Origin of the sequence: Providencia sp. NPDC089933 (assembly GCF_049545585.1) — a bacterium.
GTDB classification, from domain to species: domain Bacteria; phylum Pseudomonadota; class Gammaproteobacteria; order Enterobacterales; family Enterobacteriaceae; genus Providencia; species Providencia huashanensis.
Window position 1 is genome coordinate 203,464 of the sequence record NZ_JBMWDT010000005.1, and the last position, 24,999, is coordinate 228,462.

The 24,999-nt window shown below is 42.5% G+C and carries 21 protein-coding genes; 18 read left to right on the forward strand and 3 right to left on the reverse strand.

Annotated features, from left to right (window positions below):
• The first annotated feature begins 3 nt into the window (after positions 1-3).
• The 10 genes from paaD (at position 4) to paaY (ending at position 9,479) form a co-directional block, all read left to right on the forward strand.
• Positions 4-513, forward strand: coding sequence for a 1,2-phenylacetyl-CoA epoxidase subunit PaaD (gene paaD / locus ACPEH5_RS09615; RefSeq protein ID WP_042843389.1), 510 nt, complete (start codon positions 4-6; stop codon positions 511-513).
• Between the two features lie 10 nt (positions 514-523).
• On the forward strand, positions 524-1,582 hold the full coding sequence (gene paaE / locus ACPEH5_RS09620) for a 1,2-phenylacetyl-CoA epoxidase subunit PaaE (protein ID WP_042843388.1): 1,059 nt from the start codon (positions 524-526) through the stop codon (positions 1,580-1,582).
• Between the two features lie 8 nt (positions 1,583-1,590).
• Positions 1,591-2,364 (forward strand): 2,3-dehydroadipyl-CoA hydratase PaaF, encoded by a 774-nt coding sequence (paaF, locus tag ACPEH5_RS09625; protein ID WP_048605483.1) that lies wholly within the window; start codon positions 1,591-1,593, stop codon positions 2,362-2,364.
• Positions 2,365-2,366: 2 nt separating this feature from the next.
• Positions 2,367-3,161: a 2-(1,2-epoxy-1,2-dihydrophenyl)acetyl-CoA isomerase PaaG gene (paaG, locus tag ACPEH5_RS09630; protein ID WP_042843386.1), complete on the forward strand. Its 795-nt coding sequence runs from the start codon at positions 2,367-2,369 to the stop codon at positions 3,159-3,161.
• Positions 3,162-3,163: 2 nt separating this feature from the next.
• Positions 3,164-4,714: a 3-hydroxyacyl-CoA dehydrogenase gene (locus ACPEH5_RS09635; RefSeq protein ID WP_166696987.1), complete on the forward strand. Its 1,551-nt coding sequence runs from the start codon at positions 3,164-3,166 to the stop codon at positions 4,712-4,714.
• Positions 4,711-5,151: a hydroxyphenylacetyl-CoA thioesterase PaaI gene (gene paaI, locus ACPEH5_RS09640; RefSeq protein WP_042843383.1), complete on the forward strand. Its 441-nt coding sequence runs from the start codon at positions 4,711-4,713 to the stop codon at positions 5,149-5,151. The genes ACPEH5_RS09635 and paaI overlap by 4 nt, the downstream gene beginning before the upstream one ends.
• Positions 5,148-6,350: a 3-oxoadipyl-CoA thiolase gene (gene pcaF / locus ACPEH5_RS09645; RefSeq protein WP_042843382.1), complete on the forward strand. Its 1,203-nt coding sequence runs from the start codon at positions 5,148-5,150 to the stop codon at positions 6,348-6,350. Before paaI ends, pcaF begins: the two co-directional genes overlap by 4 nt.
• A gap of 112 nt (positions 6,351-6,462) precedes the next feature.
• Positions 6,463-7,773 (forward strand): phenylacetate--CoA ligase PaaK, encoded by a 1,311-nt coding sequence (gene paaK / locus ACPEH5_RS09650; RefSeq protein WP_042843380.1) that lies wholly within the window; start codon positions 6,463-6,465, stop codon positions 7,771-7,773.
• Between the two features lie 152 nt (positions 7,774-7,925).
• The gene (paaX, locus tag ACPEH5_RS09655) at positions 7,926-8,864 is read left to right on the forward strand and encodes a phenylacetic acid degradation operon negative regulatory protein PaaX (RefSeq protein WP_042843379.1); all 939 of its coding nucleotides are present in this window, start codon (positions 7,926-7,928) and stop codon (positions 8,862-8,864) included.
• 21 nt (positions 8,865-8,885) lie between these two features.
• The gene (gene paaY / locus ACPEH5_RS09660) at positions 8,886-9,479 is read left to right on the forward strand and encodes a phenylacetic acid degradation protein PaaY (RefSeq protein WP_042843378.1); all 594 of its coding nucleotides are present in this window, start codon (positions 8,886-8,888) and stop codon (positions 9,477-9,479) included.
• 55 nt (positions 9,480-9,534) lie between these two features.
• Here paaY and ACPEH5_RS09665 read toward each other — a convergent pair whose 3' ends face one another.
• Together ACPEH5_RS09665 and emrA are read right to left on the reverse strand one after the other, a co-directional pair.
• Positions 9,535-11,058 carry a DHA2 family efflux MFS transporter permease subunit gene (locus ACPEH5_RS09665; RefSeq protein ID WP_129466924.1) on the reverse strand — a complete coding sequence of 508 codons (1,524 nt, stop codon included), beginning with the start codon at positions 11,056-11,058 and terminating at the stop codon, positions 9,535-9,537.
• 16 nt (positions 11,059-11,074) lie between these two features.
• A complete protein-coding gene (emrA, locus tag ACPEH5_RS09670; protein ID WP_042843376.1) occupies positions 11,075-12,247 on the reverse strand; it encodes a multidrug efflux MFS transporter periplasmic adaptor subunit EmrA in 1,173 nt (390 codons plus the stop codon).
• A gap of 754 nt (positions 12,248-13,001) precedes the next feature.
• On the opposite strand from emrA, the gene ACPEH5_RS09675 reads away from it, so the two are divergent.
• Positions 13,002-15,059, forward strand: a complete 2,058-nt coding sequence (locus tag ACPEH5_RS09675; protein ID WP_166687017.1) for a TonB-dependent receptor domain-containing protein — start codon at positions 13,002-13,004, stop codon at positions 15,057-15,059.
• Between the two features lie 64 nt (positions 15,060-15,123).
• A complete protein-coding gene (locus ACPEH5_RS09680) occupies positions 15,124-15,981 on the forward strand; it encodes an alpha/beta hydrolase (RefSeq protein WP_129466922.1) in 858 nt (285 codons plus the stop codon).
• Positions 15,982-15,984: 3 nt separating this feature from the next.
• Here ACPEH5_RS09680 and ACPEH5_RS09685 read toward each other — a convergent pair whose 3' ends face one another.
• On the reverse strand, positions 15,985-16,917 hold the full coding sequence (locus ACPEH5_RS09685) for a LysR substrate-binding domain-containing protein (RefSeq protein WP_042843373.1): 933 nt from the start codon (positions 16,915-16,917) through the stop codon (positions 15,985-15,987).
• Positions 16,918-17,548: 631 nt separating this feature from the next.
• Between ACPEH5_RS09685 and ACPEH5_RS09690 the strand changes: the two genes are divergently transcribed.
• The 6 genes from ACPEH5_RS09690 (at position 17,549) to ACPEH5_RS09715 (ending at position 24,912) form a co-directional block, all read left to right on the forward strand.
• The gene (locus ACPEH5_RS09690; protein WP_048605491.1) at positions 17,549-18,154 is read left to right on the forward strand and encodes an ankyrin repeat domain-containing protein; all 606 of its coding nucleotides are present in this window, start codon (positions 17,549-17,551) and stop codon (positions 18,152-18,154) included.
• A gap of 25 nt (positions 18,155-18,179) precedes the next feature.
• Positions 18,180-19,103 carry a DUF2877 domain-containing protein gene (locus tag ACPEH5_RS09695; protein WP_187550791.1) on the forward strand — a complete coding sequence of 308 codons (924 nt, stop codon included), beginning with the start codon at positions 18,180-18,182 and terminating at the stop codon, positions 19,101-19,103.
• A complete protein-coding gene (gene fdrA / locus ACPEH5_RS09700) occupies positions 19,093-20,643 on the forward strand; it encodes an acyl-CoA synthetase FdrA (protein WP_129466920.1) in 1,551 nt (516 codons plus the stop codon). Before ACPEH5_RS09695 ends, fdrA begins: the two co-directional genes overlap by 11 nt.
• Positions 20,643-22,058 (forward strand): DUF1116 domain-containing protein, encoded by a 1,416-nt coding sequence (locus ACPEH5_RS09705; RefSeq protein WP_042843366.1) that lies wholly within the window; start codon positions 20,643-20,645, stop codon positions 22,056-22,058. The genes fdrA and ACPEH5_RS09705 overlap by 1 nt, the downstream gene beginning before the upstream one ends.
• A 264-nt stretch (positions 22,059-22,322) precedes the next feature.
• Positions 22,323-23,885, forward strand: a complete 1,563-nt coding sequence (locus ACPEH5_RS09710) for a xanthine permease (RefSeq protein ID WP_042843365.1) — start codon at positions 22,323-22,325, stop codon at positions 23,883-23,885.
• Between the two features lie 76 nt (positions 23,886-23,961).
• A complete protein-coding gene (locus ACPEH5_RS09715; protein WP_281110827.1) occupies positions 23,962-24,912 on the forward strand; it encodes a carbamate kinase family protein in 951 nt (316 codons plus the stop codon).
• Positions 24,913-24,999: the final 87 nt, after the last annotated feature.

Sequence of the window (24,999 nt, forward strand, 5' to 3'; positions counted from 1 at the left end):
GTGATGGAACAGAGACTGCAACCTAACCAGCTTCAATCCCCCCAAGTTCATGTGATCTGGCAACAGCTTCAGCAAATTCCTGATCCTGAGCTGCCAGCACTCTCTATTACTGATCTTGGCATGATCCGCAATGTGGTACCTAACAAACAAGGGTGGAAAGTTATTTTTACACCTACCTATTCTGGTTGCCCAGCAACTGAATTTTTAATCAATGAAATCAAAACGGTTCTTGGTAAAGCAGGGTTCCAAAATATCGATATTGAAGTGATGCTGACCCCAGCTTGGACAACTGACTGGATGAACCAAGACGCCAAAAGGCGCTTACGGGAATTCGGTATCGCCCCCCCGCAAGGAACATCCTGTGAACACCCTGAACACAAAGGTGCTGTCTGTTGTCCACGCTGTGATAGCCAACAAACAGAAAAAATTAGTGAGTTTGGTTCAACAGCCTGCAAAGCATTGTATCGCTGCACTGAATGTTTAGAACCGTTTGATTACTTTAAATGTATTTAGGGGCACCCTCATGACTGTATTCCATCGTTTAAATATTGCCGCTATTGAACGTGACACCCCTGATGCTGTCGCAGTGACATTCAGTGTTCCTGATGCGTTACGCGAGCAATATCATTATCGACCAGGGCAACACCTGACTTTAAAAGCCTCCATTCAGGGGGAAAATTTACGCCGTTGTTATTCTATTTGTAGCTCACCCGATGAAAACACACTGAAAATTGGCGTTAAAGCGATCTACGAAGGTCGGTTTTCCAATTTTATCAACCAACATCTAACTGTCGGTGATAGCCTTGAGGTGATGATCCCTCAAGGGCAATTTGGCTATCAACCTGAGCCGAATACTCAGGCGCACTATCTTGCTATCGCTGCCGGTTCAGGGATCACCCCCCTACTTTCGATTATTAAAGCCACATTACAGACGGAAACCAAAAGTCACTTTGTGTTGATTTATGGTAACCGCAATAGCCGTTCGGTGATGTTTAAAGAAAGCATTGCAGACCTCAAAAACCGGTTTGCACAGCGTTTTCAAGTACTTTACCTATTTAGCCAAGAGCAACAAGATAGCGAGTTATTAAGTGGACGCATCAGCCAACAGCAGCTAAATGCATTAGGTAAAACGTTATTGAATTTTCAACAATTTGACCGCGCTTTTATTTGTGGTCCAGAAAGTATGATGGATGAAGTACACGACACATTAATCAATTATGGTATGCCAAAAGAGTTTGTTCATACCGAGCGCTTTAATACATCCGGTATCAAATTCAAGCCGACCTCCGCCCTCGCCACCGAAACTCGTCAAGTCAGTATCCACCTTGATGGTCGCACAATGAACATCAGTATGGATAGCCAAGATGACAGCATTCTTGATGCCGCTTTACGCCAAGGAGCCGACTTGCCCTATGCCTGTAAAGGTGGGGTTTGCGCAACTTGTAAATGTAAATTGCGTGCAGGAGAAGTCGAAATGGGCGTCAATTATAGCTTAGAGCCCGACCAAATTTCTGATGGTTATATTCTTAGCTGCCAGTCTTGGCCTAAAGGAGATGGCGTCGTTCTGGATTTTGATGTGTAGGAGCCACAATGGAAAACCCTTGGATTTTATCTCACCAAAACAACCGGGTACTGACACTGACACTCAATCGGCCAGAAGTACGCAATGCATTAAGTACCGATTGTTTAGAACTCTTAGTGCAAAACTTAGAGCAAGCAGCTGCCAATGATGAGATTGGCGCGATCGTTATCACTGGGAATTCACGTTTTTTTGCTGCTGGCGCTGATCTTAAAGAATTACAGCAACAAACCGTTGCTAACGCTATCACTGATAGACGACCCCAAGTATGGCAGCGGCTCTCAATGATATCAAAACCTATCATTACCGCTGCTAATGGTTACGCCTTAGGCGCTGGGTTTGAACTACTGCTTGCTAGCGACATCATTATTGCGGGGGAGTCCGCACGTTTCGGCTTGCCTGAAATAACACTCGGTCTAATACCCGGTGCGGGGGGGACACAACGGCTGATCCGCTCCGTTGGTAAGTCTCTTGCCATGCAAATGGTACTCACAGGGGAGCCTATCAATGCAAAACACGCTCTTCAGGCAGGGCTAATTAGCGAAATTTGTGTGGATGAATTAGTTGTTGAACGAGCTCAGAAAATTGCGCAACGCATTGCAATACATGCACCTTTAGCGGTTCGGGCGGCAAAAGCTTCGCTAATTCATTCCCAAGAAAATCATTTGGCTGAAGGTTTACAACTTGAGCGTCAGTACTTTGTCGCCTTAGCCGGCACCGAAGATCGACGCGAAGGGATCGATGCATTCTTTGAAAAACGAAAACCTCAGTTTACAGGGAAATAATTATGACAAACCAAGCGATGATCCTCGCAACGCAAGAGAATGGGGTCCTCACTATTACATTAAACCGCCCCGATCGACTTAATAGCTTTAACGATGAAATGCATCGTCAGCTTAGTGATGCTATCAAGCTTGCGGAACGAGATGAAACGATACGCTGTTTAGTGATCACCGGAGCTGGTAGAGGGTTTTGTGCTGGTCAAGACCTTAACGACCGGAACGTCAGCGTAGGTAACGAAACGCCTGACCTTGGTTTCTCCGTTGAAACCTACTATAACCCGTTAATCCGCCGTTTAACCTCTTTGCCAAAACCAATCATCTGCGCCGTTAACGGTGTTGCTGCGGGCGCAGGCGCTGCCATTGCCCTTGCAGGGGATATCGTAATTGCAGCAAAAAGTGCGAGTTTTATTCAATCATTCTGCCGCTTGGGGCTAGTTCCCGATTCTGGTGGAAGCTGGTTTTTGCCCCAACTTGCAGGCCATGCAAGAGCCATGGGAATGGCATTATTAGGCGATAAAATTAGTGCAGAGCAAGCCTTGCAGTGGGGAATGATTTGGCAAGTCACGGAAAACGAAGAGCTATCCGATACCGTAAACCAGTTGGCTATGCATTTAGCTACTCAACCGACTTACGGTTTAGGGTTAATCAAAAAAGCGATTTACGCCGCGGCAACCAATACCCTTGATGAACAACTTGACCTTGAGCGTGATTTACAACGCTTAGGGGGGCGTAGTGAAGACTACCGCGAAGGGGTCAGTGCCTTTTTAAATAAACGCGAACCGCAATTCAAAGGGAGATAACCATGACTTTACCTTTGAATACTCGCATCCAGACTGTAGCCGTAATTGGCGCAGGCACCATGGGCATTGGTATTGCGCAAGTGGCAGCTACAGCAGGCTTAACTGTTTTACTGTTTGATGTTAATCAACAGGTATTAACCCAATCAGTATCAGCAATGACCCAACGTTTACGCAAACGGGTTACCCAAGGGAAAGCTGAAGCCAAAGCGACAGAAAGCATCATCGAAAACATTACTGTGGTGCAAAATTTATCTCAATTAGCGAATGCGCAACTGGTCATTGAAGCTATCGCAGAAAAATTAGAGATAAAACAAGCTATTTTTAACGATTTAGAAGCTATTTGTAGCGAAAAAACTATATTTGCAAGTAATACCTCATCGCTCTCAATTACTGCCATTGCCAGTCAATTAAAACACCCTGAACGCCTTGCTGGGCTGCATTTTTTTAACCCCGCCCCCGTGATGAAGTTAGTCGAAGTAGTTCGTGGGTTAGAAACATCAGACCACGTTATTTCACAATTAAAAATATTGACCAAGTCATTCGGTAAAGTCCCTGTTATTTGCCGTTCTACCCCTGGTTTTATTGTTAACCGAGTGGCAAGACCATTTTACGCAGAAACATTACGAGCCCTTGAAGAGCAAATTGGCAGCCCCGCAACGTTAGATTGCGCAATACGCGATGCAGGTGGATTTGCCATGGGGCCATTACAACTTACTGACTTAATCGGCCATGACATCAACTATGCGGTGACTGAATCGGTGTTTAAAGCCTTCGGCTATGACCCACGATTTCAAACCTCATTAATGCAGTTAGAATTAGTTCAGGCTGGGCATTTCGGTCGTAAATCAAAACAAGGTTTCTATCATTACGATGATAACAAACCGCAACCTAAGCCATTATTTGCAGCAAAAGCCCTTCTTGACCAACCACAACAGGTCAAAGTATGTGGGAATTGGCAAATATTTCCTGAATTTGTGCAGCTTTTATCTGAAAGTGGGATCTCACTCGAAGGATCAACACAACAGCAAGAACAATCCCCAACACTCATTGTTAATGACGTTATTATTATGTTAACAAATGGTGAATCAACATCATCTCATGCGCAAAAGTTGGGGCAAGCTGTCGTGCAATTTGATTTATCTGCTAATTACCTTGCCGCAACGGCAGTCACTCTCAGCTGTGCTGCACAAAATAACGTGCAACAAAACCAGCAAGCAATTGCATTTTTTCAATCGCTTGGGAAAAACGTGATTGTACTACCTGACTACCCTGCACTCTTAGCAATGAGAACTGTTGCGATGTTATGTAATGAAGCGCTGGATGTCGTCAATAAAGGGATAGCAACCACACTGGATACAGATAACGCCATGCGTTTTGGTGTGAATTACCCCAAAGGCCCTTTAGCTTGGGGAGCGCAACTTGGCTGGCAACGAGTATTAACAGTACTTGAGCACTTAACACAGTTTTATGGGGATAGCCGCTATCGGCCCAACCCATTATTAAGGCAGTTAGCTGTAGGCCATCAATCTTTATCTTTCAAGGAGTTGCTATGATTTCCGTACCAAATGTTACCCTTGCTCAACAATCAGCCCACATGATGTACAAAGATGACGCATGCGCAAAAGCTATGGGCATGTCTATTGAAAAAGTAGAGGAAGGTTTTGCGCAACTAAAAATGCCGATTACAGCACAAATGCTAAATGGCCATAAAACCTGTCACGGGGGGCAACTCTTTAGCCTTGCAGATACCGCCTTCGCCTATGCCTGCAACAGCCAAGGGCACGCTGCTGTTGCCTCTATGTGCTCTATCGATTTCATTCGCCCTGGTTTTGAAGGTGATTTACTCACTGCAATAGCGCAAATGAAACATCAAGGTAAACAAAATGGCCTATATGAAGTTGAAATAGTCAACCAAGACGGCAAAACATTAGCCTTATTTCATGGTCGTTCACATCGGCTGGGGCACCGTCTAGTAGGAGAACCATCATGATTGACGCCTATATTTGCGACGGTGTTCGCACACCTATTGGCCGCTATGGTGGTGCGCTTGCATCATTACGCCCCGATGACCTCGCCACTGTGCCTCTCAAAGCATTAATGGCGCGGCACCCACAGCTAGATTGGTCACTAGTCGATGACATTATTTTAGGTTGCGCAAACCAAGCAGGGGAAGATAACCGCAATGTCGCGCGTATGGCCAGTTTACTGTCGGGCTTACCAGTTTCTGTTTCCGGTACCACCATTAACCGATTATGTGGTTCAGGCCTTGATGCTATTGCGTTTGCGGCAAGAAGTATCAAAGCGGGAGAGTCTGGTTTGATGATTGCAGGTGGCGTAGAGTCAATGAGCCGCGCCCCTTTCGTAATGGGAAAACACGAATCGGCTTTCTCACGACAAGCTCAAGTCTTTGATACGACAATTGGCTGGCGGTTTATTAACCCGTTAATGGAACAACAGTTTTCAACTGACTCTATGCCAGAAACAGCTGAAAACGTTGCTGAAACATATCAGATCAGCCGTGAGGACCAAGATGCTTTCGCCCTGCGCAGCCAACAACGTACTGAAGCCGCAAGAATCAAAGGTTTTTTTGCGCAAGAAATAACCCCTGTCACCGTTAAACAACGCAAAAATGAGTTACTTGTCACTGAAGACGAGCACCCTCGTGCGGAAACAACTTTTGAACAACTACAAAAACTAAAAACCCCTTTTCGTGAAAACGGAACGGTCACCGCGGGTAATGCTTCAGGGGTCAATGATGGTGCTGCTGCATTAATCATTGCATCCGAAAGCATTGCTAAGCAGCAAGGGCTTACCCCACGAGCACGCGTTATCGCGACAGCGACTTGTGGTGTTGAACCAAGGTTGATGGGAATTGGCCCACTTCCTGCTGCATTAAAAGCCCTAGAGGTTGCCGGTCTAAGTATAGAGCAAATGGATGTTATTGAATTAAACGAAGCCTTTGCAGCACAAGCACTGGCTGTCTTAAGGGGGTTAGGTTTACCTGACGATGCCCCACATGTTAACCCCAACGGTGGAGCAATATCCTTGGGTCACCCATTAGGTATGAGTGGTGCAAGGCTGGCCATTGCCGCTGTCAACGAACTCCATCGCAAACAAGGTCGCTACGGGTTGTGCACCATGTGCATTGGTGTTGGTCAAGGGATAGCTATGGTTATTGAACGAGTTTAAACAACGTCTTAATACCAATAAAAACAGCCTGAACCCTACACCTGCTCAGGCTAAAACCAGAAACAACATCAATGTGAACTGGTAAATATAATAATTATGAGGACTGGCAATTATGAGCATGATACAAGACAACATCGACCCAATCGAATTTGCCTCACGCGATGAAATCGAGTCATTACAGTATTCTCGGATGAAGTGGACACTCACTCACGCATATGAAAATGTGCCTATGTACCGTAAGAAATTCGACGATGCAGGGGTACATCCTGACGACTTTAAACAACTTAGTGATATCGAAAAATTCCCTTATACAACAAAGCAAGATTTACGTGAAAACTACCCATTTAGTACTTTCGCAGTGCCAATGGACCAAATTATTCGTATTCATGCATCCTCTGGCACGACAGGCCGCCCGACAGTTGTTGGCTATACCCAACGGGATATCGATAATTGGGCTGATTTAATTGCCCGTAGCCTACGCTCAGCGGGGACTGTTCGCGGTGATAAAGTTCATGTCGCCTATGGTTATGGTTTATTTACCGGTGGTCTAGGTGCTCACTATGGTGCAGAGCGCCTTGGTGCTGCGGTGATCCCAATGTCTGGTGGCCAAACAGAAAAGCAAGCGCAACTAATCGCCGATTTTAAGCCTGATGTCATTATGGTAACCCCATCGTATTGCTTAAGTATCATCGATGAGCTTGAAAAAATCATGGGTGGAGATGCTAGTAAGTGCTCACTTAGATTAGGTGTATTTGGTGCGGAACCTTGGACTGAATCACTACGCTCAGAAATTGAAACTCGCCTTGGGATCAAAGCATTAGATATTTATGGTTTATCAGAGGTCATGGGGCCAGGCGTAGCTATGGAGTGTGCTGACGCAGGCGCTAGCGGCCCAACCATCTGGGAAGACCATTTTTACCCAGAAATCATTTCCCCTGATACACTTAAAACACTGGGGGATGGTGAACATGGTGAGTTAGTGTTTACTACCCTGACAAAAGAGGCTATGCCTGTTATTCGCTATAGGACTCGTGACCTGACTCACTTAATGAGCGGGGTAAATCGTAATATGCGCCGTATTGGTAAAATTACTGGTCGCTCTGACGATATGATGATTATACGTGGCGTAAATGTCTTCCCTTCCCAAATTGAAGAACAAATTATGCAATTCAAAGAGCTATCTCCACATTACCAATTAGAAATTGGTCGCCAAGGTAATATGGATAATTTGTCAGTCCGCGTGGAGCTCAAGCACCCTGAGCAACTTACCTATGATGAGCGCTGCAATATTTGCCATCATTTAAAACATCGTATCAAATCGATGGTAGGGATTAGCACCCGGATCAGTATTGTCAATTGCGGTGATATCCCCCGCTCCCAAGGTAAAGCGGAGCGTGTTATTGATACTCGAATTGCGATTTAATTCAACTCATTAAGGCATATTGAAGTTAGCTTATTTGGTATGCCTTAATGCCAAAAAATAGCACTAATTAAAGGTAATGGAAGACAACTTTTAAATTTATGTCTACTATTCAGTAAGCCTTCTGATACATAAATTTTATAGATGAAATATAAATGGATAATAAACTCAGCCAATTTATACAACATGCCATAGAAAGCCAGCCCATTAGCGGGACCTCTCTGATTAGCTCACTCTACGGTGATGCTTTACATCACCGCGGAGGCGAGGTGTGGTTAGGCAGTTTAACCAAACTATTAGAGCCGATGGGGTTTAGCGATCGCTTTGTTCGCACTTCTGTGTTTCGTTTACAAAAAGAAGGCTGGCTAGATGTTGAGAAAATTGGTCGCCGTAGCTACTACCGCATTTCTGAACGCGGGCAAAGCCGATTCCGCCGAGCAGAAAGTAAAATCTACCTTGCTGAACAGCCTGATTGGGATGGGAAATGGGAACTACTATTATTGGAAGCGGCTGATAAAGATGAAAAAACCAGGCTAAAAAAAGAACTTAGCTGGCTAGGGTTTGGCCAATTTAATACCTCTCTCATGGCAGCACCGAGCTGCGCACAAGCTGATGTTCCTTCTCTATTAAATGAGCTCAATGCCACTGAGCACGCCATCTATTTTCATGCAGATTACCCTTATAGCCGTTCAGAAAAAAACTTGAAAGAGTTAGTATCACAAGCTTGGTCTTTGCAAGAAATATCAGAGCATTACCACCAATTTATTTCATTATTTAGGCCCTTGGCACTACTCCTTAAAGAGAATACTGAGCCACAAATATCCCCAGAACATTGCTTCCAATTACGTTTGTTGTTAATTCACTTCTATCGCCGAGTCACACTAAAAGACCCTTTGTTGCCTGATGAACTGCTTCCAGCACAATGGGAGGGCCATATTGCTCGCCACCTTTGTACCAATATTTACCAACGAATTGACCAAGCCGCAACACAATATGTTTCAGAACGATGTGAAACCACGGTAGGGGAACTTCCTCAACCTTCGAGCGCCTACTATCGGCGTTTTGGCGGAGTTTTAAGAGATATCGCCGCCTAAACTTACATTAAAGGAGCCTATATGCCTTTTTATCAAATTGATGGTATTACACCTGTCGTCAGCACTGAAAGCTTTGTTCACCCTACCGCGGTTGTCATTGGTGACGTAATCATTGGCAAAAATGTCTATATCGGCCCCAATGCCAGCTTACGAGGTGATTTTGGCCGCTTGATCATTAAAGATGGTGCCAATATTCAAGATAATTGCATCATGCATGGGTTTCCACAGTACGAAACCATCGTCGAAGAAGAAGGGCACATCGGTCATGGTGCGGTTTTGCATGGTTGCCATATCAAACGTAACGCTTTAATCGGTATGAATAGCGTGATTATGGATGGAGCAGTAATTGGTGAAAACTCAATTGTGGGCGCCTGTGCCTTTGTAAAAGCTGAGGCCATATTTCCAGAAAATAGCTTGATTGTTGGAACGCCTGCCAAAGTGTTACGTGCGTTATCAGACAAAGAAATTGCTTGGAAAAGCAGTGGGACAAAAGATTACCAAAATTTAGTGATCCGCTGCCTAAGTACCTTTAAAGAAGTTGCCCCTTTACAGGAAGTTGAAACCAACCGTCCTAAACTTAGCTTTGAGAACATCATTCCCAAATCTCAGCTATAGAATGAAAAAGGAGCAAACCTATTTGCTCCCTCTTTTGGGCCAAAACCAGATAACATCACTTCGCTTTATTACCAAATGGGGGTTTAGCGAACCACACTGTAATAATCAATGCGATAAATACCCAGCCACATAACCAGAAAATTTCATTAGCCGCGATAATCAGCCCTTGGTTGGTAATTTCCTTCGCAATAAAACCAGATGTTTGTTCTGTACTGAGCCCATGAGCGGCCATACCTTGGTACATATCTAAAGATTCAGGGTTGTAATCCGTAATATGCTCTGTCAGTTGACTATGATGAAGGGCTTCTCTATCGCTCCACATAGTCGTCGTAATTGAAGTCCCAATCGACCCTGCTAAGGTACGGAAAAAGTTGGCTAAACTAGAGGCAGAGGCAAGTTTTTCCGGAGGTAACCCTGATAACGTCAATGTCGTCAACGGCATAAAGAAACAAGCTACGGCCATGCCTTGCACTAACTGCGGCCATACTACCGCAGAAAACCCCATGCTCGGTTCAAAAGTATACGCCCGCCAAAAAAAGCAAATCGCATAAAACACAAAACTAAAGGTGACTATCCAGCGAATATCGAGGAAATCGGAGAGTTTTGCGACTGGTGCCGAAAAAAGTACAGGAAGCAAGCCTATCGGTGCTAAAGCAAGCCCAGCCCATGTGGCGGTATAACCATAAACTTCCTGTAAAAGTTGCGGCAACAATACAATCGCCCCAAAATATGCCATATAGGCCAAGCTAACTGACACCGTCCCTATCGTAAAATTACGCGACTTAAAGAGAGATAGTTCAACAATTGGGTTTTTATCTGTTAGCTCCCAAATCACTAAGAACACCAGTGCAATGGCTGAAATCACGCCTAATATGACAATTTCATTTGAAGCTAACCAACCTAGCTCCTTGCCTTTATCTAACAACACCTGTAAACAGCCTACACCTACCGATAACAATGCTAAGCCAATCACATTAAACGGCACTTTCACTATGGTTGATTCCATTCCTCTTAAGATGATAGAACCGACAATAATCACAAAAATACCGAGTGGTATATTCATGAAAAAGATCCAACTCCAGTGGAAATTATCACTGATATAGCCACCAAAAATAGGGCCGAATACCGGCGCTAAAATAATCGTCATTGACCAAAATGCCAATGCCATATTTTGCATTTTAGGTGGATAACAACGCATGATCAGGCTTTGTGACAGTGGGATAACCGGCCCAGCAACTGCACCTTGTAAAACACGATACAGAATCAGCATTCCTAAACTATCAGAGAAACCACAAAGCAATGAAAATAAAGTAAAAAGTGCGGTTGCCCATAAGAAAACCCGTATTTCTCCAAAACGCTTGGCAAGGTAACCGGAGATAGCGATAGAGATTGCATTCGATACCCCAAAAGAAGTGATGACCCATGTCCCTTGAGACACGGAAACACCAAGATTACCGGCAATCGTTGGGATAGCGACGTTAGCAATTGTTGAGTCGAGAACCTGCATAAAAGTCGCAAGGGATAACGCAATGGTTGCCCATACCAGCTTCGCCCCCTTCAGCGGTTGAATATCTGCCACAATAGCTCCTTTCAGGCTAATCTGCGTTATTCGTAATAATGGTGTCGATTATCTGGTCAACATCATTAAGTTTTAAGACCAGCGCATCACTTTCAAATGCAGGTGTTGTGCGCTGAACTTCCGCTAAAACTGGGCCACTTTGGTCTTTAATATCAATAGTTACATTCATTGATAAGCCAATACGAAGTGGGTATTTTGCTACTTGTTCAGGGTCTAATTCGATACGTACGGGCAAACGTTGAACAACTTTGATCCAGTTACCCGTCGCATTTTGTGCAGGTAATAAAGAAAATGCACTCCCTGTCCCCATGTCTAGCCCCACAACGGTGCCACTGTACACAATATCTTCGCCATAAAAGTCACTATTAATAGTCGCAGATTGACCAATACGCACTTTCTCTAACTGGGTTTCTTTAAAGTTGGCATCTACCCACACTGGCTGAACAGGGACAATTGCCATTAATGAGCTTTGTGGGCTAACTTGGGAACCCACTTGGACATTACGCCGCGAAACGTACCCTGTCATTGGGCTTTTAATTTCTGTCCGCTGCAAATTAATCCATGCACTGCGCACGCTATCAGCCGCTTGTAAAATTGCAGGTTGCTTTTTCAACTCGGTGTTGCGTAACAAAGCGCGATTTGCATTATATTGTTGAATGGAAATATCGAGCGCGGCTTGCGCAAGCTGTACGGCTTCTTGGGAGTGTTGTAAATCTTCTTTTGAGATCGTCCCACTACGCCCTAACGCTGCTCTGCGCTGATAGTCTTGTTGGGCTTGCGCAAGTGTCACCCGATTTTTTTGGATTTGTGCCTGATATTCATCGCCATTGATATATAATTCTTTGGTTTTGCGCACAGTAGTGGCAAGGTCATGTTTCGCTTGTTCGTAGGATAGTTGTGCATTGGTTTTGTCTAACACCACCAATACATCCCCAGCTTTAACTAAGTCGGTATTTTCGAAATTAACTTGGGTAACATTCCCTGTTGTTTGCGCAACAATGGGGATTTGTAGGCCTGAAACATAAGCATCATCGGTATATTCTTGAAAACGTAAAATGAGAAACCAATAAATACCATAAGCAACAAATAATAGAATGATAATAATTGTAGCAATAACCATCCATATTTTTCTGCGCTTTTCATTTGTCGTTTTTTGATTATTTATTTCTGTCTGTGGCGATTGGCTCATAATAAGTCTCAAATTCCAAATTCAATATTATGTTTTACTCTATATTTACGGAGTATATATAATAAAGCAATAGACAACACGTGCATTAAAATTAAAACCATTCCAAAATAAAAGTTAACATCATGATATTTAAACATAAAAAACACAACCCCATAGTATATGAGATTAATTAAAAACTATAAATCAATCTAATTAAACTAATCTTAATTAGATTGATTAATTTTATAAACATACCTGCACCAACTATTTTATATAAAAATAAAGTTAATTGCACCGACAAATAAAATAACTTAACCTATAATTAATCTTCTTTTTTAGATTAGATAAATACTCAATAGTAAAAATATATTGTGGTTACATTGAATAATAATCGTTTAATCACGACTTAGCCTCTGTAATATCCTCTTGCCCTTACAGATTCGTATATTCTGTTTTTCCCTTCCGTCAAGAACCATAAAGCGCTCACCCTTTGCTGCGGTACTCGTGAAATCATTGTTCTCTTTTTTCGTCACAAACACTCCGTCTACTGTACATTTACTTATCACAAATTTCCCTAACCCAATGTTAAATATTGATTTTATGTTAAGGCTGAAACATCAATGAGCTGTACAAGTTAAGAGTAAGTAAAAAACCTTATTCGAGATCAAATATTGACTATAAATTAGCTAGGCAATTATTTATTTTTGATATGTTTTAGTGATAGTATTCGCAAACAATATAATTATCATTCTCATTTATATTTACAGGGATAATCATGACTTCGAACTATCACTACTCTTTTATTGCCGCAGGGGTTTGTGCGGCATTAGCCACGTTTAATGCTACAGCAGCAGATAACAATTCAGATACCATGGTCGTCAGTGCTTCAGGCTACTCACAACAATTACGTGATGCCCCTGCCAGTGTGACCGTAATCAGCGCAAAACAATTGCAAAATAAACCGGTACGTGATTTAGCTGACGCCGTAAAAGATGTTGAAGGTGTCAGTGTAGTTGGTGCCGCTAATAAACAAGATATTAATATTCGAGGCTTACCCGGCGAGTATACGTTGATCCTTGTGGATGGTCGTCGCCAAAATAGCCGTGAATCGCGTCCAAATGGTAGCGGTGGTTTTGAAGCTGGCTTTATGCCACCAGTGGAAGCGATTGAGCGTATCGAAGTCATCCGCGGACCAATGTCCTCTCTGTATGGCTCCGATGCAATGGGTGGTGTGATTAATATCATCACCAAAAAAGTGACCAATGAGTGGCACGGTAGCGTCACCGCAGGTACCATTATCCAAGAAAATAGTGATAGTGGTAATTCGACTGACGGTAACTTCTACCTGTCGGGGCCATTAATTCAAGATAAATTAGGCTTGCAGTTATATGGTGGTGGTGATTATCGACAGGAAGATAAAATTACTGACGGTCACTACAAAAAAGATAATAAAAGCCTTACTGCTAAGTTAAGCTTTACACCAACTGAGAATCAAACATTCCTTTTAGAAGCTGGTAGAAGCACACAGGAAAGAGAGGAGAATCCGGGTAAGTCCCTTGCTGAGTATGAAATGCGAGGAAAATCAAAACAAGACAACAAGAAGACCCAAATCTACAATAACCGAAATCATGCGGCACTCACATACAAAGGTGAATGGGATACTTTTAATACTGAATTTAGTGTCTATCAAGAACAAACTAAAAGAAAAACCAAAACCGAGATTGAGATCGCAAATACAGTTCCAAAACTTTTTGAATACCGTTATGAAGACCGCGTACCTGAAATTACCAACACCGTCGTGGATGGTAAAGTTGTCGCATTCTTACCTGACAACATCTTAACAATCGGTGGTCAATACCAATACTCAAAACTCAAAGACAGTTCACTAGTTTCAAAAGGGAAATTTGAAAATAACAACATGAGTGTCGACCAATCGGCACTATTCATCGAAAATGAATTTACCGCAACTGATGACCTCATTTTAACCGGTGGATTACGTTTAGATCACCATGAAACTTATGGTAACCACTGGAACCCTCGGGGTTATGCGATTTATTATTTAACAGATGAAATTACCATCAAAGGTGGGGTTTCCTCCGCATTCCGTGCGCCAACATTACGTGAAATCAGCAAAGGTTATGGCACATCTACAGAAGGCGGAAATGGAATCATCTACGGTAACCCTGACCTAAAACCTGAAAAAAGTATCAGTGAAGAAATCAGTATTGCGTATAACCATGAGTCTGGCTTTGATGCCAGCTTAACGCTGTTTAATACGGACTTTAAAAATAAATTAACTAGTTATGATACTGGAGTAAAAGATACCGTTAAAGAACTCTCTATTTATAAATACGATAACGTTGGTAAAGCCAATATTAAAGGGGTTGAAGTTGCAACAGGTATTCCAATTGCTCAAGATTGGAAACTCAGTATGAACTACACCTATACGGATTCAGAACGTAAAAGTGATGATGAAAAGCTAAACAAAACTTTATCACTCAAAGGCTATCCATTGGATAAAACACCAAAACATATGGCAAATGCGAAATTAGATTGGCAGTTTAACGAAGACCTCAATCTGTATACCCGCGCACAATATACGGGTAAACAAGTGTGGGCCGCACAGCGCAATGGTGCAAAAGTACCTCGTTATCGTAGTGGCTATACCACTATGGATGTCGGCGCAACTTACCAATTGTTTAAAAATACCAAGCTTAACTTCGCCGTGTTAAATATTGGTAATGAAAAAGGTCCTAAAATTGACAAAGTGGATGGCAACTGGGACGTCGAAGACGGACGCCGTTATTGGGCAAACGTCAACGTCAGTTTCTAAGCGCTTATCTTGTTAATTTTTGACGGCTACCTTAATTGAGGTAGCCTCTTTAGCTTAAAAAACCATGAATAAACTGTTAATTTCCAGCTTACTACTGTGTATGACAAGTTCCGCATTAGCACGCCCTAGCCAAACTATCCCTAGTATGGATGAGCGAGTCAGCCAGTTTTACGATATTCAACAAACGGATATGGCATATGGTGACCGCGCATTACGTATCTATAGCGCTGTACCTTATCACTCCACGGTCAAGCGCCCTGTACTGTACATGCTTGATGGCAATGGCCTATACCCCAAAGCGGTTAATCGCGCAGTTGAAAAGCTGCCAGCGGATAAACTACCGATTATTATAGGCCTTGGCTACCCTGTCGACGAAGCATTTCCCAAAGCGTGGCGAACTCTCGACTACACCCCACCCGTTTCAGGTGACGATTTTAAACAAGGTGGCGGTTCCCCTGCGCTATACCAATTTTTAACTCACACAATCCGTCCATGGGTTGAGCAACAGTTTCCTATTGATAAAAGCAAGCAAACTCTATTTGGCCATTCATTTGGTGGGTTATTTACCTTAATGGCTTATCAGCAGCAGCCCAATGATTTTCAATTCTACATCACGGCTAGCCCGTCTCTTTGGTGGGGCAAAGGGGAAATGGTCGATTTAGCAAAACTGACGCACCCACAAGCCGCTGCGCCGCTTTTCGTCACATTAGGAGGATTGGAAGAAAGCCCTGATTTATCTAAGCTCAGTCAAGAGCAAATACAGAATTATCAAGAACGTAAAAGCTGGATCAACGCTCGCCAAGTGTGTGAGGAAATACAAAACCAGCAAAGAACCTGTGAATTTACCTTATTTGATGGAAAAACCCACGGTTCGGTGATCCCCGATGCTATTGATAAAGCACTCGAAGTTGCTAGCCAATAGCCGTTAATTAATGGGTTTTAGTAAGTCACTGTATAATTCTGTTAAAACCCCTTTTTCTGCGAATTCCTTACGGATCCATTGAGTCACAAGCCCAGTCGCTGAGTGCTGTGTCGCTAATAACATATGTGAATCCTGCCGCGGGTTTTGTATGTTTTTAGTGACTAACCGGCCAGTCTTTACATGTTCTTTCACCATATAATCAGGCAAAAAGCCAATCCCTTCCCCTAATATCTGACATTGGCATTTAGTATTGAAATCAGGAACTTGTATGGCTTCTTGCCCATGAAGCAGCCACCCTACACGTTTATTAATGGTATGCGCGGTGTCTTCGACCATAATATTGGGATACAAACGCAACTGGCTTTCAGCAATCGGTTCAGGCATTAATGCCAAAGGGTGCGTGGCAGCGATAGCGAATTGCCAATGGATGGCGCCAATTTCAGTGTAATCAATCCCCCCGCCATCCATCAGTGTTCCCGGAGCCCCAATCGCAATATCGGCATGGTTATTAATAATCGCATCCCACACACCATTATACACTTCGGTTGTCACCGTAATATGGCAAGTAGCAAACTGTTTTTTTAATATTTGCAGTAACTTAGCGGTATGGTAAGGCGTATATAATAACTGGTTAATACAAATACGAACTCGCGCTTCAATCCCCTGCTCAATGGAATAAATACTTTTTTGAATTAAATGAAAGTTATTCAGTAGGTCAGTTGCTTTACGATAAAAGTAATAGCCAGCTTCTGTCAGCTCAATATTCCGCGTATTACGAATAAATAACGCGACATCCAAATAGGTTTCAATACGTTTAATCGTGTAACTCACCGCAGAGGTTGTCACCCCTAACTCCTCTGCCGCCTTACTAAAACTGGCAAATTTTGCTGCTGTCGTGTAAGTCAGTAAATTTTCTTCAGTGAAAATTGAGTTCATCGTTGTATTCCCAAATTGAACAAAAATAAACCAAACTGTTTTTTTTTAACTCTTAGCACTCAAAATATGACGACTATCTGTGAATAAAATTCAACAGGCTGAATAATAGACTATTTTTCGACCATATATTTATAGCTTAACAGAATTATTCATAACGAGAAGAGGTTTAATTCTATTTAGCTTTTTTAAATACAAAAACACATTTTTAAATGTGGCTATTAATATTCAAAATACTTAATATTATTGAATTAAATACTCAAACCAAGTATTAACATTCAATGTTAAAATGATCAAACAATTCACAATCTTAACAAATTTAATACTTTCAAGTTGATGTCCATCACAGAACTGATCAAATCATTATTAGCCTGTTTAATTAACAAAAAAAATCACACTATTTTGGCTATAAAACACCCAAAACACATCAAAAAACGATGAAAAATAATGCTTACACGCACAAAAAAGGCTTATTGTTGAATTGAATTCAATAATCGAGTGCTTAATTGATGAATTAAATTTAAACGGATTCTTTTTATTAATGACAATTGCTATGCTTTGGACATCATAAATAATCTTTAAATTGTCTTTATCTATGTTGGTGATAACAATAAACCAACCTAAGGGGAAAATGATGACCTCCAATACTCTCGCTCACGAATTTTTAACTGCAGCTGAACAAGGACAATTAGAATTATTAAAAAATTGCCTTGAAAAAGGTGTGGATATTAACACCACCAACCGTCAAGGCCGCACTGCTATCGTCAATGCTAGCCTGAATAAACATTATGAATGTGTTTCTTTTCTGATTAGTGCAGGTGCTGACATTAATAAACAGGACCAAACTTGTTTTAACCCTTTTTTATTAAGCTGTTTAAATGATGATTTAACATTATTGCGCCTTGTATTACCTGCAAAACCAAATTTAGATTTATTGACCCGCTTTGGTGGCGTTGGAATTACCCCAGCAAGCGAAAAAGGGCATGTAGATATTGTTCGTGAGTTACTCGAAAAAACTGATATCAATGTAAACCATACCAACTTCGTCGGTTGGACACCATTACTTGAAGCAATCGTTTTAAATGATGGTGGCGAAAAGCAACAACAAATTGTCAAATTACTATTAGACCACGGCGCAAACCCGCATATGACCGATAAATATGGTAAAAAGCCGTTAGAGTTGGCTCGTGAAAAAGGCTATAACGAAATAGCTGAATTATTGATTGCCGCGGGGGCATAATCGAACCGTCCCGATCAGGAGGCATGTGAACGCATCCATATCTCATCGGCAAAGGTTATACGGGCTTACGGCTGATACACATTTTCTTCAGGTTTTACATCAGCCGCAGCTTACAGGAAAAGTAGAGCAGGTTTTCAATAAAGCGATAAATATCTCAATAGGCAATATTCTTTATACTTTATTAAGCTCTCAGTTAGACAATGCACCAAATAGTTGCCGATTAATAAATAAAGACTTTTCTCTTTTAACCTTAAAAGTAGGAGACCCAATTTATTTTTCAGATAATGAAATGGTTATTGGTGAAAATTATTTAATTTCATTTTCGTTATGTAAAAAATGGCAATTACCCATTATTATTTTTGATTATAAAAAATTAACTAACCCAGATTATTTATTATATATAGCAAACCAAATAAAAAGTTTGGACATAATTTTAAATCATAATGTGGATTCCCTATTTAATTATCAGGGAGATAACGTCTTTTATCTATCAATAGCTAAACAACTGGCTCAGTTACGGTTAAAACTGATTGATTTATTGATTAATAAAGACCAACAAAAATTACCCCATATCATTCGCCAATTTGTTGGCTTAGGTATCGGGTTAACACCATCCGGTGATGACTATTTAGTTGGGTTAATGGCATTTTTATTGTTAAAGGAGCACCCTGCTTTTGCTTTTTATCCTGAGTTTTATCAAGGAATTATTCAAAGCAAAAGCCAAACAACGCCTATAAGTGCCATAACCCTAGAGAAAGCCTTAAACCAAGAATATCGCGAAAATATGCAGCAATTAATTCAAATGTTAGTTGATGCGAAAGAGACAAATATTTATCCACAATTTTTAGAGATTTTAAATATCGGGTCAAGTTCTGGCAGCGACATGCTATTTGGCTTACGTGATGCCCTGTATCTCACCCATTATTTCGGAGAAAACTATGTCGACTAAAGTTGTCATAAAAAAGAATACTTATTTTGATTCCGTGTCACTGATGTCTATTTCAACAAAGGCCAATCAACTTGATAATGTTGAACAAGCCTTTGTTGCGATGGCAACAGAAATGAATAAAGGCGTACTCAGAAATTTAGGGCTATTAACCCCTGAATTGGAAGAGGCTAAAAATGGCGATTTAATGATTGTCATTAAAGGGCCAAGCGATGATGCTAACGATGCCACATTAATTGCCATTGAAGACTTATTTAATAAAAAAAACCAAGGTGGTGGCCAACACGAAGCCAAATATGCCACGGTTAATTCTGCGAAAACCCACATCCCCGATGCTAACCTTGCGGTAATCTCTGTGAATGGCCAATTTGCCGCCCGTGAAGCCCGCATTGCATTAGAAAACGACCTCAACGTGATGTTATTTTCTGACAACGTTTCAATTGAAGATGAATTAGCACTCAAACAACTCGCTAGCAAGAAAGGTCTACTCATGATGGGCCCAGATTGCGGAACCGCAATTATCAATGGCACTGCATTGTGTTTTGGTAATAGCGTTCGCCGTGGCAGCATTGGGATCATCGGTGCATCCGGTACTGGCAGCCAAGAGCTTAGCGTTCGTATTCATGAATTTGGTGCAGGTGTTTCTCAACTAATTGGTACCGGTGGCCGCGATTTAAGTGAGAAAATTGGCGGGATCATGATGATTGATGCCCTAAAGATGTTAGATGCCGATGATGAAACCCAAGTTATTGCCCTCATTTCTAAGCCACCAGCCGCCGCTGTTGCAAAGAAAGTACTAGAACAAGCTGAAAAATGCCACAAACCAGTCGTTGTTTGTTTCTTAGGTAGCCAGCCTCTACCAGAAGATAAACCTGGGCTAACGTTTGCACAAAGCACCAAAGAGGCGGCACTAAAAGCAGTGCTATTAACGGGTATTCGTAAAGAAGATTTAGATTTACATTCTCTAAACTGGCCTTTAATTGAAGAAGTCAGAGCGAAGCTCAAACCTGAGCAAAAATATATACGTGGCTTATTCTGTGGCGGAACGCTATGCGATGAAGCGATGTTTGCCGCTTTGGAAAAATACGATGATGTTTACAGCAATATTCAACCAAACCCTGACTACCGCCTGAAAGACTTAAATCAAAGTATCGCTCACACTTTCCTCGACTTTGGTGATGATGATTTCACTAATGGTAAACCTCACCCAATGATCGACCCGACCAACCGTATCGAACGCTTATTACAAGAAGCTCGCGACCCTGAGGTCGGCGTGATTATGATGGACTTTGTTTTAGGCTTCGGTTCTCACGAAGACCCCGTTGGCGTCATGATTGATGCTATCAAAGAAGCTAAAAACATCGCTAAACAAGATGGTCGTGAACTTGAAATTTTAGGCTATGTACTCGGTACGGACCAAGATACTCCATCCATGGATGCACAAGTCAAAATGCTGACAGATGCAGGGGTCATCTGGGCAAGTAGCAGCACCAATACGGGTTTATTAGGACGTGAGTTTGTGTGGAAAGGGGAGAACGCATAATGACTTCATTATTTAAACAACCGCTAAATGTTATCAACGTTGGCATCGAGATGTTCAGTGATGACCTGAAAAAACAACATGTTCCAGTCACTCACCTAAATTGGACACCTCCAGGACAAGGGAACGTGGCAGTGATCCGCGCCCTCGACCAAATTGAAGGTAATGCGGCATTACAAGAAAAAATTGCAGCGGCTAACGCACAAGCCCTTGAGCGCATTATTCAATCCCAACCAGTATTAGTTGGCTATGACCAAGCGATTAATGTGGTACCGGGCATGACTAAAAACACCATCCTACACGCCGGTCCACCCGTTGCTTGGAAAGACATGTGTGGAGCTATGAAAGGGGCAGTTACTGGTGCGCTGGTCTTTGAAGGGCTCGCGAAAGATTTAGCCGATGCAGAGCGCGTAGCGGCATCTGGTGAGGTTATTTTCTCCCCTTGCCATGAACACGACTGTGTTGGGTCAATGGCTGGGGTAACGTCTGCATCTATGTTTATGCATATCGTTGAAAACAAAACCTATGGCAACCGCGCATTCACCAACCTCAGTGAACAAATGGCGAAAATCCTACGCATGGGTGCCAATGACCAAAGCGTTATTGACCGTTTAAATTGGATGCGTGATGTATTAGGGCCAATGCTACGCGACGCAATGAAAATTGTAGGTGAAATTGACCTGCGTTTAATGCTAGCCCAAGCCTTACACATGGGGGATGAGTGCCATAACCGTAATAACGCTGGTACCACCTTACTGATCCAAGCATTAACGACAGGAATTATTCAAACTGATTTCTCTGTCGCACAACAAAAAGAAGTGTTTGATTTTGTGGCAAGTAGTGATTACTTCTCCGGCCCAACTTGGATGGCAATGTGTAAAGCGTCAATGGATGCAGCACATGGTATTGAATACAGTACCGTTGTCACCACCATGGCTCGTAATGGTTATGAATTTGGTTTACGTATCAGCGGATTACCGGGTCAGTGGTTTACAGGGCCTTCACAGCAAGTTATCGGCCCAATGTTTGCAGGTTATAAGCCTGAGGATTCTGGCTTAGATATTGGTGACTCGGCAATCACAGAAACCTACGGTATTGGGGGCTTTGCAATGGCAACCGCACCTGCCATCGTTGCGCTGGTTGGTGGTACGGTAGAAGAGGCGGTAGATTTCTCACGTCAAATGCGCGAAATCACACTCGGTGAAAACCCGAATGTGACTATCCCATTACTCGGCTTTATGGGTATCCCGACAGCCATCGATATTACCAAAGTTTCAGCCAGCGGTATTTTACCTGTTATCAACACAGCAATTGCCCACAAAGATGCAGGTATCGGTATGATTGGAGCAGGTATTGTTCACCCGCCATTTGATTGCTTTGAAAAAGCCATGTTGGCCTACGCACAGAAATATGCTTAGTTTTCAATCATAAAAAAGACGCCCAACTTCGGTTGGGCAATAAAAATAAAACAAATACCCTGAATATTCAGCAACACAGATAAACTGCAACTTTGAATATCATGATATACACCCTCTAGCGTGTATACCCTAAATAATTTGAGTTGCAGCAAGGCGGCAAACGAAGATATCCCAAGGAGCATACTTATGTATGTGACTTAGATAGCTAAGAGCAGCCAACACAGCTGTGGCTCAAAGTATGACGGGTATACAGGGGAATACTATATGAGTATATTTAATATAAAGTGGAAACGTGGGGACTTGGCTGCCTATTTTGGCTTAATGACCAATAACTTAACTAATCTACTCACCATGATGGGCTTATTAATTTTCGTTGTTGGTATCCCATCTGAACTTGTTTATGGTCGCATTGCACCCGCTTTTGGTCTCGCCGTTTTACTTGCCAGTATTAGCTATGCTTACTTTGGCCAGCAAATGATCAAACAAACAGGGCGCAGCGATGTAACCGCTCTGCCATCAGGGCCAAGTGCACCTTCTATCTTTACCGTGACCTTCTTAGTCATTATGCCGGTGTACCAAACCACGCAGAATGCTGAGTTTGCTATCCAAATCGCATTGGTTTGGTGTTTCGTTGAATCAATGATCCTCGTTGGTGGCTCATTCTTAGGCGAAACTATCCGTAAAATGATCCCTCGTACGGTGCTGTTATCTTGTCTTTCTGGGCTTGGGCTATTATTGCTAGCAATGAACCCAATGCTGCAAGCCTTTGAAGCACCAACCGTTTCATTTATTGTTTTATTATTAATTTTCATTAACTGGTTTGGTAAAAAGCCTATCTTTGCACGTATTCCTACCGGTTTATTATTGCTTATCGCGGGAACAGTACTTGCGTGGGCTTCTGGGCTGCAAAGTGCAGAGGCAATAAAAGACTCTATGGCGTCATTCGGCTTTAACCCTCCAGGGATTCATATTGACAGCTTCTTCCAAGGCTTACCGCATGCACTTCCATATTTAGCTTCTGCGGTACCATTGGGCTTAGCAAACTATATCTTTGACCTTGAAAACATTGAAAGTGCTCACGCTGCAGGTGATGAATACAATACCCGTAAGGTTATGTTAGCTAACGGCTTATCTTCAACTGTTGGCTGCTTCATGGGTAACCCATTCCCAGTCACTGTTTATGTTGGGCATGCTGGCTGGAAAGCAATGGGGGCCAGTGTTGGTTATACGCTAGCATCAGGTATCACCATGTTTATTGTCCCATTGTTTGGTATCGGTGCATTCATGCTCGCTATCATTCCAATGACAGCTATCGTACCAATATTGGTGTTTATCGGTGTTGTCACTGCCAACCAAGTGGTACGAGAAACACCGAAGATTGAAGTGCCTGTTATCTTTATCTGTCTATTCCCATGGATTGCTAACTGGGCGCTCACTATGGTCAACAGTGTGATGGGGGCCGCAGGGACGTCAGCAAGTGCAATAGGCGTTGAAACATTACTACACAAAGGTGTTTATTATCAAGGCCTTGTACACTTAGGTAACGGTGCGCCATTGGCAAGTATGCTATGGGGTTGTATCGCTATCTTCGCTATCCTCAACCAACCACTACGTGGGGCAATTGCTGCGGCAGCTGGCGCAATATTAGTATTCTTTGGAATTATTCACTCCCCAGCAGTAGGAATTGCAACCGGTTCAACCTTGATGTTTGTTTACGCTTACCTCATGATGGCAGCTTTATTTGTACTCAAATATTTTTTAGATAGCCGTAAATCGGTGGAAGAACAACAAGCTGAACAATCTGAGAAACTCAGTAAGTCAGTGTAATCAAACCAACCTTTTATAGCCGGTGTCTACAGTACACCGGCTGTGAGCTAAATCTCTGTATCAGGAAACATTAACAATGAAAGAACTCGTGGTTGTTGCCATCGGGGGCAACAGTATTATCAAAGATAACAACAGCCAGTCTATCGAAGCTCAAGAAAAAGCCGTTCAAGAAGTGGCACTGCATATTAGTGACATGCTTGAGGGCAACTACAACATTGTTTTGACCCATGGAAATGGACCCCAAGTTGGATTAGACCTACGCCGCGCTGAAATAGCCCATGAAACAGAAGGTTTGCCGTTAACCCCCCTTGCTAACTGCGTCGCTGATACTCAAGGTGGCATTGGCTATTTAGTTCAGCAGGCACTCACTAACGTGCTAGCGAAACGTCACAATCGCCAAGCTATTACAGTTGTTACACAAGTTGAAGTCGATAAGAACGACCCTAACTTTAGCGCCCCAACCAAGCCAATTGGTGCATTTTTTACAGAACAACAGGCTAAAGAATTACAACAAGCGAACCCGAGCTGGCATTTTGTCGAAGATTCCGGTCGAGGCTATCGCCGAGTAGTCGCATCTCCAGAACCAAAACGTGTGGTTGAATCAAAAGCGATCCGTACCTTAACGGAACATGACTACATAGTGGTTGCAGCTGGAGGCGGTGGCATTCCTGTTATTCAAAATGGCGATGGTGGCTACCAAAGCGTTGATGCAGTGATAGATAAAGACCTCTCCACGACATTACTGGCGAAAGAATTAAATGCCGATATTTTGATTATTACTACCGGTGTCGAAAAAGTCTGCATTCACTTCGGTAAACCAGAGCAAAAAGCTCTTGGTGAAACGACCACTAGCGACATGCAACGCTATATGGAAGAAGGCCATTTCCCCGCAGGCAGTATGTTACCGAAAATCGAAGCGAGCCTGTCATTTATTGCCAATGGCGGTAAACGTGTGATTATCACCACACCAGAAAAACTACCGGAAGCCTTACGAGGTGAGACGGGAACCCATATCATCCAAGGGTAAGGGTTATTTACAACGTACCATTATTTTGGAACGCTAGAGTTTCTCGTTAATGTCTCAATATCACCCCCAGATCGCAAAATAGCGATC